Genomic DNA, 17552 nt, shown 5'->3' on the forward strand with positions numbered 1-17552 from the left:
GCGAGACCAGCCCCCTAGACATGTCCCGACCAGCATCAACACCCCAGAACCTCACTGTCTCTCACCCCACCACCCCCAAACCGAGAAATCGCACCGGGAAGCAGCGGCCCCTGTCGGTCGCTGCCGACAAGCTGGGCATCGTCGCCATGCGAGCAGTGGACCTGTTGGAACGTCTGGCTGCGGCAGGCCCCCCTGTTCCCCGCGACGGCTCCGGCCCGGTCGCCGAGGTCTACCCGGCGTTCGCGCTGATCCAGTGGGGGCTTGCCGGCAAGGTCGGTTACAAGGGCTCCAAGCCCGGCGCCCTTGCCGCGAGGGCCGAGATCCTTGTCGGCCTCGCCGACGGCTTGAGCCTCAACCTCAGCGAATGTGTGCGCGACCGGTGCAGGCGCAGCGACCACGACCTGGACGCCCTGATCTCCGCGGTCGTCGCCCGGGCCGCAGCGTGCGGGATGACCCACCTGCCGACCACGGACGAGGAACATGCCGTGGCCGCGGTCGAAGGCTGGATACACCTCCCTCACCGGAACCTCCCACTCACCGTCGTGCGGGACGGAGTAACCCCCTGACCCTCCTCGCCGATTCGGCGGGCGTGCGGTGGCCGATACCGCGATGGCGGACCTCGGCACAGACGCACAGACCGCCCATGCGTGCGCGAGGCCCCCACGTCACCTGGACGGGCGAGCCAAAGGCACCCCCAACCAGCGAGCGGGTCCCCCGGCGCCCCGGCCCGCCCATCGAAGGGCCGCCGAGGGTCGGCGGCGCGGGGCCGGCTCCCGACCGGACTCGTCCACGGTCGACTCCCCACCCATTGCCGGCATGTCAATGACGGTCAACTCCTTGCGCGAACGGCACTGTGGATCACGAAGGGGTTAGCCACGGCGAATTTCGCGCACGTGCTGCACCACCAGCCGCCAAACCCCGCAAGCGCGCCGGAGCTGCGCCACCGCCGAATGTGACCGAGTGCTCCGCTCGACCACTTCGAGTGGTACCGCCGGTCGGTGTTGAAAGAAGGGCTTCTCAGTGAGGATCACGGGGCCGCACCTTCAGGGAGAGATCCTGGGCATCGACTTGGGCCGTCGCGCCCACGACTGGACAGCGCCGAAGGACAGCTGGCCGCGGCGCAGGCCGAGCGCAGGCCTGTGCCCTGCCCCCGGACTGGCTGATCGAGCACGTCATCGGCACCGGCCGGCCCGCCGTCCGCGTTCACACCGGGCAGTGCTGGGCCACCCGCACCCCAACGAGTTCCTCCAGTGTGCCGGCCCTCGGGGACGCCATCCGCTCCGTCGTAGCGCTGCAGCCAGGGTCGGGATCGGCCTAGCGTGGTGTCGGTGTGCTGCTCCCGGCTGAGGGGAGGGGGCTGGCGCAGACGGTGCCGCGTGAGTCGATGACGGCGCAGGCACGACTGTCGTTCGGGCCGCCGGCCTCCACCATCTGTGTGTGAGCCGTGCGGCCGGTCTGCTGCCGGTACTCCTCCTGGTGTGGTGGGTTGCCTTCCTTGCCGAAGACCTGGACGCGGTCCCCGGGAGAACTTCCGGTCAGCTTGCCCCAGGCAGCGTGGCAGCCAGGGCTGTAGCGCAGTTCGATGTGGACGCCGAAATCACGTCCCTCGGCGGTGGTGACGGCGTCGTTCTGGCAGACGGTGGCCGTCGGTTCGGTGTGGACGCAAGTGCTGCCATTGCAGGTTGCAGGCGCAGCAGCGGGCCGGGCCGACGCGGTGGAGGAGACCGAAGACGTGGGCGTGACCGTGCCGGAGTCCGAGAGGTAGAGGGTGGCGGCGATGGTGCCGCCCATGAGGACGGCCGCAGCCGCTGTTCCCAGGAGGATCGTCTTGCCCTTCCTGCCGCGGCCCGCGCGTACATCAGGGGTCGTATCGCGCCCAGCGGGGTCGCCGGGCGGCTCGTCGGTGCCCCGGGTCCTGAGGTCCAAGGCGCGGGCGAGATCCGTCTCGGTCCGCTTGTAGTACTCCGCGAGGGATCGGATCACCGCTTCGGGGACGTCCTGTTTGGCGTTCTCGTAACGCGACAGGGTGCCCTGGTTGAGGCTGACGTGCCTGGCGACGGTTTCCTGCGTGGGGGCTTTGTCGGCCTCCTTGCGCCACTGCTGGAGTAAGCGAGCCAGCTCCACTCGCGCCGGCGACGCCCCGGGCTCGGGTTCTCCGGCCTGCCCGACGGGTCGGTTCTGCCGCATCCGTGTGTTCCCCCTTCGATTTGGCCTCTGCATATCCGCAGCTCACAGCCATGCATGCGCCGTGGATATGCCTGCATGAGCCGACGGCCCGCACAGCGTAGAAGCGGGTCGAAGGGTTGGGCAATCTGGAGATCAGCCGGTGCGAAGTCCCGGCGACATCCCACAACCCACCCCCGCACGGGCGCTGTTCGCCATGCCCGGACGAGGGACCACACGCCTGAAGGAGCCCCACCGTGAAGTTCTCCCTGCCTGCCACCCGAACGGGCCGCGTGCTCGCCTCCGCCGCTGTGGCCGGGCTCGTCCTGACGGGCGCAGCCATAAGCGCCAACGCCGAGTCGGTTCCCCCCGGCCGCCACCTCACCCCCCAGCCCGAGTGGTCGATCCCCCCGGTCGTCCCCCTCGCCCTGCGTCCGGGCACGAGGGGTGAGGCCGTCAGCAGGCTCCAGGAACGTCTGGCCCTCCTCGGCAGCCCGGTCAAGACGACGGGCGTCTTCGACAGCGCCACCGTCGCAGCGGTCAAGTACTTCCAGAAGGCCCACGGTCTGGAGGCCGACGGCGTCGTCGGCCCGAAGACCCGGGCCTCCCTGGAGCACTCGCCCGGCGCTGCGGTGGGTGGCGACCGTGCTGCCCTCGCTCAGCAGATCATGAACCGCCACGGCATCACGCCGCTCGACGCGCACTCCAAGCCCATCGGCGGCCCCCACCTCGATTCCACCGCGCTCAGCAACATCCGTGACACGGGGGACGGAAAGAGTGCGCTGACGAGCTCGTACGGCGACGCCCACGGCGAGCGGGTCGAGCTGAACGAGCGCATGCTGCGCGGCCTCCTTCAGCTCAACGCCAACCACGGTTTCTCCCTCAACATCACCGAAGTCGCCGGCGGCGATCACAGCCGGGACTCGCTGCACTACAAGGGTGTCGCCTTCGACACGAGCGAGATCAACGGAGTGCACGTCGCCCTGAAGGGCAAGGGCCGCGAACTCGCCGAACGCCTCGAAAGCGCCTGCTACTTCCTCGGCGCCTCCCAGGTCCTCGGCCCCGGGTACCCGGAGCACGACACCCACGTCCACTGTGCCTGGAACGCCAAGAGCTGAGCCCCATGGGTAGGGGCCGGCCCCTACCCCCATGCTGCTGCCCGCCCAAGACCTGACCCCGTCCAGACACCAGGAGCCCGAAAATGAACCTCAGCCGCTTCGGAGGAGCCCTCATGGGCCTGAGCCTCAGCACCCTGTTCCTCCTCGGCGCCACCGCCGCACCGGCATCCGCGGCGGCGCCGGGATGCACCGGGAGTTCCTGTACCGGAAAGAACCCCCACGCCCAGCGTTGCGACCGGGACGCGAAGACCATCGCCATCGCCCACAACCCGGACGGACCCTCCGCCTACCTGCGCTACTCGGCGGCGTGCACCGCAGCCTGGGTAATCAGCGACAAGGGCGACGGCTCATGGCGGTTCAAGCTCGACGTCAAGCGCAGCCAGCCCTACGTCGAGCACGCCTCCCCGCACTACAACGCCTACACCGCCATGGTCAGCGCCCACAAGGGCTACCGAGCCTGCTACGAGGCGAACACCGGCCGCCCGAACGACTGGGAATGCACGGGCTGGCACTGACCAGCGCCTCTCCCTGGCGGCCAGCACGATGCCAACCCTCTCCATCGGGTGCCTGGAGGTCCGCCAACCGGTTGGCGGACCTGCCGGTCGGCAGGAGAGGCTCTGGCTGCTGTCGGAGCGCCGGCGACGTGGAAGAGGGCCGCCCCCTTTCTGCGGGCGGCCCTCCAGGTCGTGGTGGGGTCAGATGCCGTTCTTGAAGATCGACGCCAGCTGGACCGTGAGGAACAGGATGGTGGAGATCATGCTGAGTGCGGTCTCGAAGCTGAGCCTGGCCCAGAACGCCCGCCAGGCGGCGAAGCGCTGCCTTTCGGTCTCCTCCGGGTCCATGCGCCTGGCATGAGAGATCTTGATCCGGGTCGCGGTGCGGTGCCATTCGTTGATCCGGACCAACCCCACGTTGCAGCCCAGGAGGAAGCCGTGGAGGGGCTCGGTCTCGGGGATCTCGCTGCCGTGGAGCACGGAGAAGACGTCTCCGCGGCCGAGGACGATCCCCTTGTTGCGGGCGTTGGCCCTTATCTCGTTGGAGGTGAGGCCCTGCGTCTCCATGAGGTCCCGCAGGAGCTCGCGGAAGTCGTAGGGGGTCGTGCACAGCGCGAGCGCGGTGCTGACCGTCATGGCCTCCGACGGGCTCCAGGCGGTGGTCTGCTGCCGGCGCTCGACCTCCTCGCGGACGAGTTCGGCGACGGTCGACCGGCGCTGGCGGGGAGCCCCGCCCGGCCGGCGCACGGCCGTGTCGGCGTCGGAGGCCTCGGCCTCGCTGCGGCGGAGCTCTCCTTCCTCAGCGGCTTCCCACCGCTGCTTCCAGACCTGCTCGTCCGCGGCCGGGTCGCATCCGTGGATGAAGGCCCAGGTCACCTCCCAGGTGGGCAGCTTCTTGCCGGACACCGCGCCCGAGAGGGACGCGGTGGAGTAGTGCACGCGCTCGGTGAGGGCGGAGAAGGTGAGCCCCGCGGTCTCCTTGAGGTCGCGCATGCCGCTGGCGAGCTCGCGGAGCTCGGCGGATGCCTCGGCGCTGATGGGGCTGGGCTGGCGCGGCATCAGCAGCGCCCCGTCCGGCGCATGATGCGGCGGCGGACCCGCCGGGGCGGCCAGAACGCGGCGACCGTGGCCGCGACGTTCAGGCCGAGGCCGATCGACTCCGCCGGCGCCAGGCCGACGGCGCGGCCGACCATCCCCGCGAGCGTGCCGGCCACGATGTAGAGGGCGAGCCGGGCCGCGGAGGCGGCGCGGTGCTGGATGAAACGGGTGGAGTTCTCCCAGAGGCGGCGGATCGCGCTCAGCGGCGCGATGCCCCACAGTCCGGAGAGGGGCGTGGGCAGGCAGATGCCGCCGCGGGGGTGCGTGTGAGCTTGCATCGGGGTCTCGGACCTTCCTGTCAAGGCAGGGTCCATCACCGGTGGAGGCACGCGGTACCGGATTCCATGGCGATGGACCCTGCCGACCTCGGACTGGTTCCGCCTGAGAGCGCCAACTCCCTGGAGATGCGGAACCGATGACACCCACTCATGTTGACCCATGCCGTCACGCAGGTACAGAGCGTGATTTTCACTCTTCCGGTCCCGCCTTCGAAACCGAAGTGAAGAACCCCAGAATGTGCCTTGACCTGCGAAAACAACCCAGGATCGGGTTCGTAACAAATCCGTTGTGCCACTACGCTGGATGAACAACATCCGGAGAGAGCACGATGGAGTCCTCAGCGGCCCCAGGGCCGTGATCCTCGGCGCTCGTCCTGACCTCGGACACGCTGACACCCGGGTGCCCTGCGCCAACAGGACGCCCACGGCTCGGCCTCCCCGCCCGCACGCTCCGGCACGCGGGACACATGCGCCTCTGGCGTGTGAGCGGGGAGGCCGAGCCATTTCCATGCCTGCGGACGCACGACTCCCGCCCCCTCGACGCAGAGACATCACCCACAGGTCTCCCTGTCGGCTTCCGGCCCGCCCCGCTCCGGGGAGAAGGCCGAATCAGCAGACTGGGACGGACCAGTCGGTGTTGGTGGGCGGGGTGTGGCCGGGGGCGTCGCCGTTCATGAAGGCGTTGGCGGCCGCGTAGTAACTGCTGTTCCACGGGCTGGTGGTGATCCGGTACCACCAGCCGTCATTCCTGGCGGACTCGACTTCGGGCGCGTAGACGCGGCACTCGACGTCGACCCAGGTGTGGGCGGGGATCCGCTCGCCGGGGCCCTTGGCGCCGTGGGCGTTGAGGAAGGCGGGCGCGCCGAACCTGCCGGTCTGCTCGCGGATCGTGTGCGTGGCGGCCTTCGGGGGCTCGGTGGTGGGTGTCGTCGGCGGGGGCGTCGGCTCGGGGGCCTTGGGCGTCGCGGGGGCTGCGGGTGGGGGCGTGGCGGCCGCGGGGGGCCCGGTGGGGGCCGGTGGGGCGGTGGTCGGCTCGGCGGTGGGCTCGGCGGGGTACGTCGGCAGCGGGCCGGCGGCCAGGATCCGTTCGATGGTGCAGTCGGGAACGCGTATCTGCTCGGTGGTCGGGATGAGCGCGGAGTAGATCCATCCGGTCCGGCCGGGGTGCGGGCTGCGGTCGGACTGGATCACGTAGAACCAGCGCCTGTGGGTGGCTGGGTAGCCCTGGGGCGCGGTGGTGTCCTGCAGGCACCACATCTGCACGGCGGCGCCGTCGTCGAGGAACTCCGTGCCCTGGCAGTCGTGGGCGCCGGCGGGTGCGGGGCCGGGGCAGGGGCGGATCTTGACGGGGTCCCCGGGGCTGTCCGTCTTCACCCGGCTCAGGCCGGCGGTCCGGCTGACCTCCGGGAAGGGCAGCGTGGTGTTCCCGGCCACGGCGATGCCGTTGCGGGTCTTGGCGTCATGCGGCTCGGAGCTGCCGGCGAGGTAGCCGATGCCCGCGGCGGTCAGGGCGATCGCGGTGACCGCCGCGGCGCTGAGCGCCAGCGTGCGGGACTTCTTCGGGGGTGGGGCGGATCGGGAATCGGGGGCCATGGGGCGCTTCCCTTTCGCTGGTGCGTCGTACGTGCGCGGTACGGGCCGGCGGTCAGCAGGCGGGGAGGGAGTCCATGCCGGTGTCCACGTAGACGCCGGGGATCCAGCCGTTCAGAGGCTCGGTGGTGCGGTACCAGATGCCCTGGGCGTCGCGCTCCTTGGCGGAGGCGGGGCCCGGGTAGGCGGGTCCGACGCCGACGCCGCGGCCGCCGGCGGCCTGGCACACCACCTTGATCGCGTCGGTGCGGTTGAGCGTGCCCAACCGCTGAGCGAAGTCGTCGTCCTTGCGGTACGAGGAGTACACGTTGACGGTGTCGGCCGTCGACCCGCCGCCTCCGCCGTCGTCGGACCACGCGACGTGCGCGCTGTGGACGGTACCCGTGGGCTGGTCGACCGGCTCGACCGGGTGGAACAGCCCTGAGCCGCCGTTCTGGCCCCCGCCGCGGCCCCGGCCGATGTTCGCGGGCTCCTCCGTCTTCGGGGCGCTCGTCTTCGCGCTGGGGCTGGGGCTAGGCGTGCTGGTGTGCTTGGTGGTGCCGGGCTGGCCGGAGGTGGGCCCGATGGCTTTCGTCCCCGTCGGCTGCGACGGTCCGGTCTGCTCCACGGGGGGCTGCGCGCCGTCGTTGTACTGATTGAGGTAGAAGTTGATCTGGATCGACCCGAGGACCAGGGCCGCCGCCGCCAGGAGCAGCGCAGCCGCCACGGCGGGCTTCGAGCGCCACCACGCCCGTTCGGGCCTGCCGTTCGGTGAGGGAGCGGGGGTGGGCACCGGATCCGGCACCGGGGCGCGGGCCGGCTCGGGTGCGGGCTCGGGTGCGGGGGCTGCGGGAGTCTCCTTCTGCTGCGGCGTGGGCGGGAAGCGCTCTCCCGGGTCTCCGCCGCAGACGCGGTACGCGTCGGCCCACTGGCGTACGACCGCGGTGACGTTCTCGGCGCCCTGGTGCTCGGCGCAGATCCGGACGACAAGCTCGACCTTGGGCCACTCCGGGCGGATATCGGGCACGTTCGGGGGCAGCAGCTGCGCGAAGGCGGACTTGGAGTAGCCGCGCAGTCCAGGCACCTTCTTGGCGATCTCCTCGCTCCGGGCGGGCAGCTCGTCGAAGACCGGCCCGCCTTCCCGCAGGGTCCGCAGCGCGGTGCGGTAGCCCTTCCAGTCTTCCGCTTGTGCTAACTGTTCCCGCCAAGTCGCCATCCGTGCGGCCCCTTTCGCCACCGTCTTGGACGACCAGCATCCCGCATGGCCGGGATGCCCTGTTCAGTGGGTATTACACCCTGATGTCGATCTCGTTCATCTGGCGCGCATTCATACCCCTTGACCTGGGTGGACGTTGTGCACGGCAGGCCTGGAAAATCCAAGAACGATCTTGCTCTCGGCACGTGCGGGCCAGGGGGGTTGGCTCAGGGCAGATCGCTCCACACGGGGCGGTCAGGGGACCAGAGAGGACCAGCCACCGATGGCCGTCACCAACCCGCCCGCGCGCGTCCCGACGAAGACCGAGAAGGTCATGGCGATCATCATCGCCATCCTCTGCGGGGTCATCGCCGCCTTCGTCGCCTACATGCTCATCCGCCACCTCGGCGGCAGCCCGCTCGTGGGCGCCTGTTCCGCCGGCGGGACCTTCACGGCCGCGCTGGGCATCGTCGCCTACATCGAGAAGGAGCTCGGCCTCCTCTGAGGCCCCGCCGACCCGCACCACCACCCACACGCCCCTGGGGCCCGTCCACACGGACGGGCCCCAGGGCACTTTCGTGATCACCCACCGGCCACACGGGCACCCGGCGGCCGGATAGGCCTGCACCGGTCGCCGCGATCGACCCTGCCAAGCTCAGCCTCACGGCGCTGCGCCTCTCCGGCGACTTCCGGACGCCCGGACAGGGGCGTACAGGGGCTAGGACGGTGTGGCTGCAGTGACCTGTCACAGACGCGGTAGGGGTGGGGCGTGTGGGTGGCGGGGCTGTTGTGGTGGGGGGAGGGTTCGCTTGTGGTGGGCGGCTGCTGCACGGGCGGTGTTCAGGAGGCGGAGGGCTCGGGCCTCGGCGGTGTGCCAGCCGAGGCGGCGGGTCGCGGCGACCGCGCGCTCGCCGCAGTCCACGGCGTCCGGCAGGCGGTTGCCGGCCAGTTGGGCGGCGGTTTCCGACACCAGGTTCATGGCTTCCATCGCGGGGGATCCGTACCGCGCTCCCAGTTCGGCGCTCTGCCGGTGCCGGGCCACCGCCTCGTCGGTGCGGCCGAGGTGGCGGGCGGTGAGCCCCAGGTTGTACAGGGCGTACGCCTCGGCGCCCCGGTCGCCCGCGTCGACGGCCGACGCGAGGGTGGTCCGGCTGATCTCGGCGGCCTCGTCGCGCCGGCTGAGGCGCAGCAGTGTGCTGACGCTGCTCGCGCGGGCGTGACGGCCGGCCCAGTCGCTGCCGCAGGCCTCTCCGGCGGCGACGGCCTCCTGGTGCAGGGCGTCGGCCTGGTGCCAGCGCGCCCGGTACTGGCACAGGAGGGCCCGGCGGTTGAGGATCGCGGCGTGCACCGCGTCGTCCCGTACCGCCCGCGCCGCGTGTTCGCTGGTGTCCAGCATCCGGTCCGCCTCGTCCAGCCGTCCCAGCTGGGCCAGGGCGCTGGCGAGCACGTAGCCGGCGCGGCCCACCGCGCGAAGGTGTCCCTGGTCCTGGGCGGTCCGCAGCATCGTGCGGAGCGGGTCGACGGACCGGGCCCAGAGGTGGGAGTCCTCCAGGAGCGGTTCGACGGCGAGCGCGAGGTCGGCGGCCGTGGAGACGGCCGACGGCACGGCGTGGAGGATCCGCGCGGCGGCGGTGAGCGCGTCGTCGTGCCCGGGGTCGAGCAGCCGCCGCCGGCTGTCGGGGCGGCCGGGGTGGCCGTCGGGGGGCAGCAGGCCGGGGACGCGGTGTCCCGGGCGTTCGGCGGCGTGGACGGTGCGGGCCTCGGCGAGCAGGTGGTCGAGGAAGCGGGTGAGGGCCGCCGCCCGTTCCTCGGGGCGGTCGCCGTCGCGGGAGCGCTCGGCCGCGAACGTCCGGAGCAGGGGGTACTGGCGGTAGACCCCGGGGGAGGGCGAGGCGAGGAGGCCGAGTCCGGTCATACGTTCCAGGAACTGCCCGGTGCGCGCCGGTGACAGCCCGCCGAGGGCTGCCGCGCCCGCGACGTCCTTGGCACCCCGGCCGGGGAGCGCCAGCAGCCGGAACAGGCGGGCCTCTTCGCCGTCGAGCAGGTCATAGCTGGGCCGGACGCACGCCGTGATGCCGTCCTGGGTTCCGGCCGGCGCGGGGAACACGGAGAACGGGGGCAGCGCGGGAAAGGCGGGGTGACAGCCGTCGAGGAGGCGGACGAAGTCGGAGAGGGACCACGAGGGCCGGGCCGCGAGCCGCGCGCCGGCCAGGCGCAGGGCCAGGGGCAGCCCGCCGCACCGCTCGGCCAGGGCCGCCGCCTGTACGGGCTCGGCGGCGATGCGCTGCGCACCGGCGACGGTGCCGAGGACGGCCAGCGCGTCGGGGGCGGCCAGGGGTTCGAGGCGGACGCGGCGCACGGTCTGCAGTCCGTCCAGGGCCGCACGGCCGGTGACGATCACCGCGCAGGTGGGCGAACCCGGGAGCAGTGCCTCGACCTGGGCGGTGTCGCGGGCGTCGTCCAGGAGCAGCAGGATCCGCCGGTCGGCCACCGTCGTGCGGAAGAGCGTGGCCCGTTCGTGCGGGCCGTCCGGGATCTCCCCCGGGTGCAGCCCGAGGGCCTGGAGGAAGCCGGCCAGAACCGTGCCGGGGTCGGCGGGGTCGGCCGAGGTGCCGCGCAGGCCCGCGTACAGCTGTCCGTCCGGGAACCGGTCGCGCAGCCGCCGGGCGACGTGGACGGCGAGTGCGCTCTTCCCGACGCCCCCGGTGCCGGTGACCACGGCGACGGCGACGGATTCGGGGGGAGGGGTCGTCAGGGTGCGGAGGAGGTCCTGCACCGCCTCGGTGCGGCCGACGAGGCGGTCCGGTGAGAAGGGGAGTTGGGCCGGTGTGGGTCGTGCGGTGCGGGTGGGGCGGCCGGGTGGCCGGCCCGGTGCCTCGCCCGGTGCGGAGGGGTCGTCGGCGGGTGCCTCGCCGGGCGTGGAGGGGTCGTCGGCGGCGGGCGGTGTCCCGGGGGGCCGGTGGGGGCGCGTGGGCTGCTCGTCCTGGGCCGTGCGGACGCCGCGGCCGCTGTGGGCCAGCGCGAGCCCGGCCAGTTCGCGCAGCCTCCCGTGCAGGGGATGTTCCGCGCAGAGCCTGGTCAGTTCGGGAACGAGGCGGGCGTGGCGCCCCAGCTCCAGGTCGAGCTCGACGCGTTCGAGCAGCACCGACAGCCGCAGTTCCGAGAGGCGTTCGCGGTGGATCGCGGCGTGCGGGCCCGGGATCCCCGCGAGCGGGGGCCCCTGCCACAGGCCGAGCGCCCGGGCCAGCAGTCGGGCCGCCTCGGCGGGCTCTTGCGCGGCGGTGCACGCGCGGGCCTCGGCGACCATCCGGTCGAACGCGTCGAGGTCCAGCGTGCCCGGGGCGGTGTGCAGGAGGTATCCCTGGCCGTGGGTGGCTATCCGGGGACCGAGCGCGCGCCGGAGCCGGTAGACGTGCGACCTGACCGTGCCCACGGCCGTGCGCGGCAGTTCCTCTCCCCACAGGCCTTCGACGATCTCGTCGAGGTCCACGACGTCGTCGCGCCGCAGGAGGAGCATCGCGAGCAGCGCCCGCTGCTGCGGCGATCCGAGGGGGAGGGGTGCGTCGCCCCGCCGGACCTGGACCGCTCCGAGGACGGAGAAGAACAGTTCGGGCTCAGCGCTGTTCACGTCGGGCTCCCTCCTTGCGACGGGGTGTCCGTTCGTCCGCGGGGCCCGGGAGGGAGCGGGTGGTCGGGGCGGGCCCGGTCGGGGCGGGGCCGGCCGGGATGTCCGCGGCGATCGTGCGCACGGCGTCACCTCCGTTGAAGGGCAGACGGGTCCTGTGGCCCGGCGGTCCGGAAGGGGGAACCGGTCCGCCGGGCCTGGAACGACCTTGCCAGGGCGGCCCGCGGCATGACTGCACCCTCAAAGGATCATGTGAATGCCATGCACCTTTAGGAGGCATGCGGTGACGGGCGTCCCGGCGCGGCCGGAGCGGGCCGGCGCCCGCCGTCGCGGAACGGTATTCAGCGGGGGACCTCCGGGGTGCGGGGAGGCTCCCCCGCCCCGCGGGTGGGTGCGGGGAGGCCGCAGGTGTGGCGGGACGGGGTGGAGGTGAGCACCGCCGGCGTGAGCCGAGCCGGGAGCACGCGGCGGGCCGGCGATCGTGACGAAACTCCGGCAGGCGTCACGAAATCCGGGACGCGGGTGGCCGCCGGTCCCTTCAGGGGCGGGCCGGCAGGCAGTAGGTGCCCGGGGCGGGAGTGTCCAGGACCCCCGCGTCCACCAGCGCCTCGGCCATGAGGGCCGCGTCCGCGGGGCCGGTGCCCAGCACGGCCGCGAGGGCGTCGACGGACGGCGCGCCGGCTCCGGAACGGGTGAGGGTGAGCCGGAGCCGGCGGGCGGCACGGGCCAGTTCGGGCGGCAGGTCCTCCTGGCCCGGTGCGGCGCTGTCCCGTTCGTCTCCGTCCCGTTCGTCTCCGTCCGGTGCTTTGGTGTCCGGTGCGTTGGTGTCCGGTGCGCTGTTGTTCGGTGCGCTGTTGTTCGGTGCGATGCTGTCGGGTGCGCTGCCGTCCGCGCCGCCGGACGGGTCCGCGGGGGGTGGCGCGGGGAGCTCGATGCGTGTCGAGGCGGGCAGGGTGGGTGCGAGGACGCGGGAGCGGGTGGTGAGGACCACGGCGCTCCCGGGCGTGCCGGGCAGCAGGGGCGCGACCTGCGCCGCGTCGCGGGCGCCGTCGAGGACGACGAGGACGCGCCGGGTCGCGAGGGCCGACCGGTAGAGCGCGGCGCGCTGCTCCGGGTCGGCGGGGATCCGGGCGGCCGGGACCCCGAGGGCGTGCAGGAGGTGGGCCAGGAGCGGGCCGGGTCCGCCGGGGACCGGGCTCCAGGTCCGCAGGTCGGCGAAGAGCCGGCCGTCGGGGAAGCGGGCGGCCACGCCGTCCGCGATCCGTGCGGCCAGTGCCGTCTTGCCCGCCCCGCCGGGCCCGGTGATCGCCAGCACGGGGACGCCCCCGCGGTCCGCCCCTTCGGTGAGGGCGCGCTTCGCCGTGGCGAGGGCGCGTTCCGCCCCGTCCGGGAGCGCGGCCGTCGGCTCGGGTGGCCGGGCAGGGGCGTGGGCCTGCCGGGGCACGAGGGGTGGCGGGTTCCGGGCGAGCAGGCGGGCGTGCAGGGCCGTCAGTTCGGGGCAGGGGGTGACGGCGAGTTCCTCGGCCAGGACCCGGTGCGTGTCGGCGAACACGGTGAACGCCTCCGCCTGCCGGCCGCAGCCGTGCAGGGCGCGCATGTGCAGGGCCCGCAGTTCCTCGTCGAGCGGGAACTCGGCGGTGAGCGCCGTCAGTTCGGGGATCACGGTGTGGTGCAGGCCGAGGCGCAGGGCGCAGACGAGGTGCCGCTTGCGGGCGGTCGTGCGCAGGGCCGCGAGCCGGGTGCGTTCCTCTTCCGCGAACGGGCCGGGGACGCCGGCCAGGGCCTCCCCCGACCACAGGGCCAGCGCGTCGGCCAGCAGGGCGTGTTCGGCGGCGGTGTCACCGCGTTCGCGGGCCTGGCGGGCGGCCTCGGTCTGCTGCTCGAACCGCCAGGCGTCGACCGATTCCGGCGGGGTGTGCAGCGCGTATCCGTGCTCGTCGCCGCGCAGGACGCGGGCCGGCTCCCCGGCCGCGCGTCCGGGTTCGAGCAGGGTGCGCAGCCCCCAGGCGTAGGTGCGCAGGTTCCCGGCCGCGCTGGCCGGGGCGTCGTGCCCCCAGACGGCGGCGACGAGTTCGGCCACCGTGACCGGGCGGCGGCGCCGCAGGAGCAGGGTGCTCAGGACAGCCTGCTGACGCGGCGGTCCCGGGCGGGTTGCCGGAGTGCCGGGCAAGCCCACCCGGACGGGCCCGAGCAACCGGAAGAAGGGGCTGCCGTCGCCGTCGGACGCGGCCGGGGTCCCTGCGCGCATCCGGCCCCCTTCCACGGTGTCGGGCGGTTCCATGGTGCCGTGCGCGACGTGGCGGCGGCCTGCCCGGGTGTGGTCCGGGCAGGCCGCCTCGCGGTTACTTCGGCAGCACCCACCAAGAAGAAACGGCTACCGACTCCTGCTTGGAATTGTTCCAGCCAACGATGACCACCAGCGTGGCCCCGGCGCGCCCGATCCCCAGCTCGTACTTCCAGCGGCCGTTGGACTGGCACACAGCGGTTCGCGCGCCGATCCTCACGGCATCCTGAACGTCTTCCTCGGTGACGTCGCGCTCGTGCATCCGCTGCTGCATGTGATCCTGCGTCAGATCGTCGATGTGGGTCGGGGCGTCCAGAGTGCGGCAGTCGTCCTTGTCGCGGGACGGGGGGCAGCCCTGGCCGTCGTCGCGGCAGCGCATCGGCGAGATCGGCGAGTCCACCAGGTCCGCGAGCTGGACCGTCGTCGCGGCCTGGGTGCGGGCCTGGGCCGGGGCGGGCGCCGCCGCCTGCGCCGGGCCGGCGGTGAACACCGCCGCGGAGGCGGCGAGCGCGACGAGCGCGATCCGGACGCTCTTCGAGTTGATCATGGGGGCTCTTCCCTTGTTCCTTGACGATGCGCGGCCCCGCGGCCGCCTGCGATGAATCTCGCCGGTGGCCGTCCACGCGTGATGAGCGGGCGGCCGGTCCTGTGATCACCGGTGATGGACGACCGTCCATCGCACGAGGACCGGCCCGCCGCACAGTGGTGGCCATGAACGACGGACCGACCGTCCGCCTCGGGAAACCGCCGGCGGACGGCGGAACGGATCGCGGGAGGAGGAAGCGATGAACCTGGAACAGATGTACGCGTTCTGCCTGGCCGACCCGGTGTTCTTCGACGTGCCGCAACGCCTGGCGGACGAGGACGAACGCTGGACGCCGCCGCAGGTGGGCGACGCCACCGTGGTGCAGGACGACGCGGACGTATGGGTGCGGGTGTTCTTCGGCCGGTCCCTGCCGGACCAGGGCTGGAAGATCCACGTATCGGCCGACGTCCCGGCCGCCCAGGAGGTCCTGGACAGGACCGCCGCCGTCTGCGCCTCCCACCGCGTCGCCTTCAAGTACCTGCGCAGCGGCCGGCTGCTGTCGGCGTTCAACTCCAAGTACGCCCACCGCGGTTCCTCGGGCAAGTTCATCGCCGTCTACCCGGCAGACGAGGCGGAGCTGAAGACGCTGCTGGACGCCCTCACGGACGCACTGGACGGGCAACAGGGCCCGTACATCCTGTCCGACCTGCGCTGGAGCGAGCGCAGCCCGGTGTTCCTGCGGTACGGGGCGTTCGCCGCGCGGTGGGCCCGGGACGGCGGCGACGCTCCCGTCCTGGCCATCGCCCGGCCGGACGGAACGCCCGTGCCCGATCCGCGGACCGCGGCGTTCACCCCGCCGCCGTGGGCACCGATGCCCGGCTTCGTCCGTGAGCGCCTCGAACGGTTCAGCGTGCTCAGCCGCGTCGACCTGCCCTACGAGATCGTGCGGCCGCTGCACTTCTCCAACGGGGGCGGGGTCTACCTGGCCAAGGACCCCGGGAGCGGCGACCTGGTGGTGCTGAAGGAGGCACGGCCCCTGGCCGGGCTGGACGCGCGGGGTCTGGACGCCGTCGCCCGCCTGCGGCACGAGCACCGGATGCTGACCGCGCTGGCCGCGACCGGTCTCGTACCGCGTGTGCTGGGGTACGAGACCCATTGGGAACACGACTTCCTCGTCCAGGAGTACATCGACGGCGACCCGCTGGCGAAGGCCGGCGTGCTGCGCCTGCCGCTGGTGCGGCCCGGGGCGACGCCGCAGACGTACGCGCAGTACACGAGCTGGTCGCTCGCGGTCCTCGACACGGTCGCCGCGGCGGTCGCCGCCGTCCACCGGGCCGGGGTCGTCTTCGGCGATCTGCACCCGAACAACGTCATCGTGCGCCCCGACGACACCGTCACCTTCATCGACCTGGAGGCCGCACACCTCATCGGCGAGGAGCGCACCGGTCTCCTGGGCGCGCCCGGATTCGCGGCGCCCGCCCATGTGACGGGCACCGACGTCGACGCCTACGGCCTGGCCGCCCTGCGCCTGGGCCAGTTCATCCCGCTGACGGCGCTGTCCGGCCCGGATCCGGCCAAGCCCGGCCAGCTCGCACGGTGGGCCCACGAACTCTTCCCCCTGCCGGCCGGCTACGCCCATGACGCCGCGGCCGCCATGGCGTCGATCAGCGGGACCACCGCACCGGCGGCGCCCGGCCCCGGACCGGTCGGCAGGGACTGGGAGGAGAACCGGTCGGGGCTCCTCGCGGCGCTCACCGCCTGCGCCACCCCCCACCGGGGCGACCGGCTCTTCCCCAACGATCCCGACGGAGCGCGGGAGGGCGGCGGAACCAACCTGTCCCACGGCGCGGCGGGCGTCCTGTACGCCCTGCACGCCACGGGCCACGCCATCGACCCCGCGTGGACCGGCTGGCTCACCGCCACGACACTGCGGGACATCGACCGCGCGCCCGTCGGCCTCTTCAACGGCTCCTGCGGGGTGGCCACCGTCCTCGACCTCCTGGGACGGCACGAGGAGGCCGTCGAGATCCTGGGCCGGGCCCTCGGCCGTACCGGCGAACCCACGAGCCTCGGTCTGCTGACCGGACTGCCCGGCACGGGTCTGACCGCGCTCGGCTTCCACGCCCGGCACGGGGACGGCGGCCATCTGGACCATGCCCGCCGCATCGCCGACCGCGTCGCGCAGCGCATCGAAGCCACGGGCGGCCGCCCGGCCGGCAAGAGCCCGGGCGCGGGCCTCACCTCCGGAGCGGCCGGAGCCGCGCTGTTCCTGGTCCGCATGTACGAACGCACCGGCGAGCCCGGTTACCTCGACCTCGCCGAGACGGCGCTGCGCCGCGACCTCGCCCAGTGCGCCGACGTCGAAGGCTCCTTGCAGGTCGACGACGGCTGGCGGTCCGTTCTCTACCTCGGCACCGGATCCACCGGCATCGGACTCGCCCTGGCGGCCTTCCTGAAGCACCGCGCCGGCACGGGCCTCGCCGAGGCCCTCGCCTCGATCCGGCTGGGGGCGCGCGGCCAGTTCACCGTCTTCCCCGGTCTGCTCGACGGCCGTGCCGGACTGCTGTACTTCCTGACGGCCGCCGGCCACGGCGCCGACGACGACGCCGCGCTCCGGGGGCACCGGCGCGACCTGTGGCGGCACGCCGTACCCCACGGCGACGGCCTCGCCTTCCCCGGCAGGCACCTGGTCCGGCTGTCGATGGACCTCGCCACGGGATCGGCCGGAGTGCTCCTGGCCATGGACGGCGCCCACCGCCGCACCGACCATCTCCTGCCCCTGCTCGGCGGGCCGGCACCGGCCACCGCCGCCCGAAGCCTGCTGCACCGGTCCCGGTCCAGCCCGTCCCCCACCGCCGGAAGGAGGTGACCACCATGTCCGTCCTCACCCTCCAGCAGCTGGAGATCGCCGAGGAGGAAGGCGCCGCACTGCTCGCCAGCGCCATCAGCTACGCCTGCCACGGCACCGCCGCCTGAGCCGTCTCCCGCCTCCGGCGGGAGCGCCCGGCCCCGCACCGACGGTCAAGGAGGTGAAGACCATGTCCATCCTCGACCTCCAGCAGCTGGAGACCGCGGACGAGGAGAGCGGCCTCCTGCTCCTGAGCAGCGCCAGCTACCAGTGCATCTACACGGCTTGCCGCTGAACCACGGGCGGCGCACCTGACCGCACGAGCACCGAAAGGAGGTGAACACCATGTCCATC

At 73.0% G+C, this 17552-nt stretch carries 13 protein-coding genes; 5 read left to right on the forward strand and 8 right to left on the reverse strand.

What is annotated here, in order from left to right; all coding sequences use genetic code 11:
- Positions 1-566: DUF429 domain-containing protein (locus ACIRBY_RS37710; protein ID WP_403909649.1), on the forward strand; the 566-nt coding region annotated here is incomplete at its 5' end.
- 748 nt (positions 567-1314) lie between these two features.
- Here the strand turns inward: ACIRBY_RS37710 and ACIRBY_RS37715 are convergent.
- A complete protein-coding gene (locus ACIRBY_RS37715; RefSeq protein WP_403909652.1) occupies positions 1315-2187 on the reverse strand; it encodes a DUF2690 domain-containing protein in 873 nt (290 codons plus the stop codon).
- A 233-nt stretch (positions 2188-2420) separates the two neighbouring features.
- Between ACIRBY_RS37715 and ACIRBY_RS37720 the strand changes: the two genes are divergently transcribed.
- Both ACIRBY_RS37720 and ACIRBY_RS37725 read left to right on the forward strand, forming a co-directional pair.
- The gene (locus ACIRBY_RS37720; protein WP_403909654.1) at positions 2421-3281 is read left to right on the forward strand and encodes a peptidoglycan-binding protein; all 861 of its coding nucleotides are present in this window, start codon (positions 2421-2423) and stop codon (positions 3279-3281) included.
- Positions 3282-3364: 83 nt separating this feature from the next.
- Entirely contained in the window at positions 3365-3796 is a 432-nt protein-coding gene (locus ACIRBY_RS37725; protein ID WP_403909657.1) for a DUF2690 domain-containing protein, read from the forward strand.
- A 180-nt stretch (positions 3797-3976) separates the two neighbouring features.
- On the opposite strand, the gene ACIRBY_RS37730 is transcribed toward ACIRBY_RS37725, so the two are convergent.
- The 4 genes from ACIRBY_RS37730 to ACIRBY_RS37745 form a co-directional block, all read right to left on the reverse strand.
- Complete coding sequence (locus tag ACIRBY_RS37730) at positions 3977-4834, reverse strand: hypothetical protein (RefSeq protein WP_403909660.1); 858 nt, start codon at positions 4832-4834, stop codon at positions 3977-3979.
- Complete coding sequence (locus tag ACIRBY_RS37735) at positions 4834-5151, reverse strand: hypothetical protein (RefSeq protein WP_403909663.1); 318 nt, start codon at positions 5149-5151, stop codon at positions 4834-4836. Before ACIRBY_RS37735 ends, ACIRBY_RS37730 begins: the two co-directional genes overlap by 1 nt.
- Before the next feature lie 609 nt (positions 5152-5760).
- Positions 5761-6744 (reverse strand): hypothetical protein, encoded by a 984-nt coding sequence (locus tag ACIRBY_RS37740; RefSeq protein WP_403909666.1) that lies wholly within the window; start codon positions 6742-6744, stop codon positions 5761-5763.
- Positions 6745-6796: 52 nt separating this feature from the next.
- Positions 6797-7936, reverse strand: coding sequence for a hypothetical protein (locus ACIRBY_RS37745; RefSeq protein ID WP_403909669.1), 1140 nt, complete (start codon positions 7934-7936; stop codon positions 6797-6799).
- Positions 7937-8198: 262 nt separating this feature from the next.
- Here ACIRBY_RS37745 and ACIRBY_RS37750 point away from each other — a divergent pair, with 262 nt between their 5' ends.
- Positions 8199-8420, forward strand: a complete 222-nt coding sequence (locus ACIRBY_RS37750) for a hypothetical protein (RefSeq protein ID WP_403909672.1) — start codon at positions 8199-8201, stop codon at positions 8418-8420.
- Positions 8421-8660: 240 nt separating this feature from the next.
- On the opposite strand, the gene ACIRBY_RS37755 is transcribed toward ACIRBY_RS37750, so the two are convergent.
- The 3 genes from ACIRBY_RS37755 to ACIRBY_RS37765 all read right to left on the reverse strand — a co-directional run bounded on the left by ACIRBY_RS37755 (position 8661) and on the right by ACIRBY_RS37765 (position 14371).
- Complete coding sequence (locus ACIRBY_RS37755; RefSeq protein ID WP_403909675.1) at positions 8661-11543, reverse strand: AfsR/SARP family transcriptional regulator; 2883 nt, start codon at positions 11541-11543, stop codon at positions 8661-8663.
- A 535-nt stretch (positions 11544-12078) separates the two neighbouring features.
- The gene (locus tag ACIRBY_RS37760) at positions 12079-13788 is read right to left on the reverse strand and encodes a BTAD domain-containing putative transcriptional regulator (RefSeq protein WP_403909678.1); all 1710 of its coding nucleotides are present in this window, start codon (positions 13786-13788) and stop codon (positions 12079-12081) included.
- Between the two features lie 94 nt (positions 13789-13882).
- Positions 13883-14371: a hypothetical protein gene (locus ACIRBY_RS37765; protein WP_403909681.1), complete on the reverse strand. Its 489-nt coding sequence runs from the start codon at positions 14369-14371 to the stop codon at positions 13883-13885.
- A 238-nt stretch (positions 14372-14609) separates the two neighbouring features.
- Between ACIRBY_RS37765 and lanKC the strand changes: the two genes are divergently transcribed.
- Positions 14610-17219: a class III lanthionine synthetase LanKC gene (gene lanKC / locus ACIRBY_RS37770; RefSeq protein WP_403909684.1), complete on the forward strand. Its 2610-nt coding sequence runs from the start codon at positions 14610-14612 to the stop codon at positions 17217-17219.
- Positions 17220-17552 lie beyond the last annotated feature (333 nt).

This window comes from Streptomyces sp. NPDC096136 (assembly GCF_044763325.1).
GTDB lineage: Bacteria > Actinomycetota > Actinomycetes > Streptomycetales > Streptomycetaceae > Streptomyces.